At 39.0% G+C, this 639-nt stretch carries 1 protein-coding gene; it reads right to left on the bottom strand.

Annotated features, from left to right (window positions below; all coding sequences use genetic code 11):
* Positions 1-95: 95 nt before the first annotated feature.
* Positions 96-639, bottom strand: a 544-nt coding sequence (locus tag ABEG11_RS19050) for a transposase (RefSeq protein WP_348825765.1), incomplete at its 5' end; no start/stop codon positions are given.

Genomic DNA, 639 nt, shown 5'->3' with positions numbered 1-639 from the left:
ACGTCAGGCTGTGAAAAAACCTCTTTTTTCGATAGTTGCAAGGCAAAAAACCTGTCCTCAAACCGCAATACAACCCTTTTAAAGCAAGCTGTTTTTTAGGCAGCAATTTGTGTCTTATTTTCGATAAAGGGGTAAAAAAGCTTTAAATAGGTCATTTTTATAACAACAAAACCTTTTGTTGGGTATTTGGCATTCCAACTCTTGATTTTGGCAATCAAGTCGGGCACGCCTAGGATATTTATCGAACGTTTGATATTGTAAACAAGCATAATCAAACTGTGTTCGCCGTTTACTTTTTCCAGTCCCGTTAAATTGGTGTGATTATAGCCCCATTGCCGCTTGATGGTGCCAAAAATATGTTCGTTTATCTCTTGTCGTTTTCGGTACAATTGCGGATTCTCTTGGTAGCGTTTGTTATTTTCTTCTACAGCATCGGCATACTGGCTTCTGTCGATTTCTCTGCCACCTGCTCTACTAGTACATAAATGTTTTACGGGACATTCTTTGCATTTAGGGGTTCGGTATTTTTTAAAATTATAGCTGTCTCTATCCGTAGTTTTCTTATGCCAACTACCCGTAGTTTTTAGTGTTTCGCCTTGTGGGCAAGTGTAGGTATCGGTGCTTTGATTGTATTGGAAC

It is taken from the genome of Flavobacterium aestuarii, from assembly GCF_040049115.1.
GTDB classification, from domain to species: Bacteria; Bacteroidota; Bacteroidia; order Flavobacteriales; family Flavobacteriaceae; genus Flavobacterium; species Flavobacterium aestuarii.
Note: the sequence above shows the minus strand (reverse complement) of the source record. Positions and strands in the feature narration are given on the sequence as shown.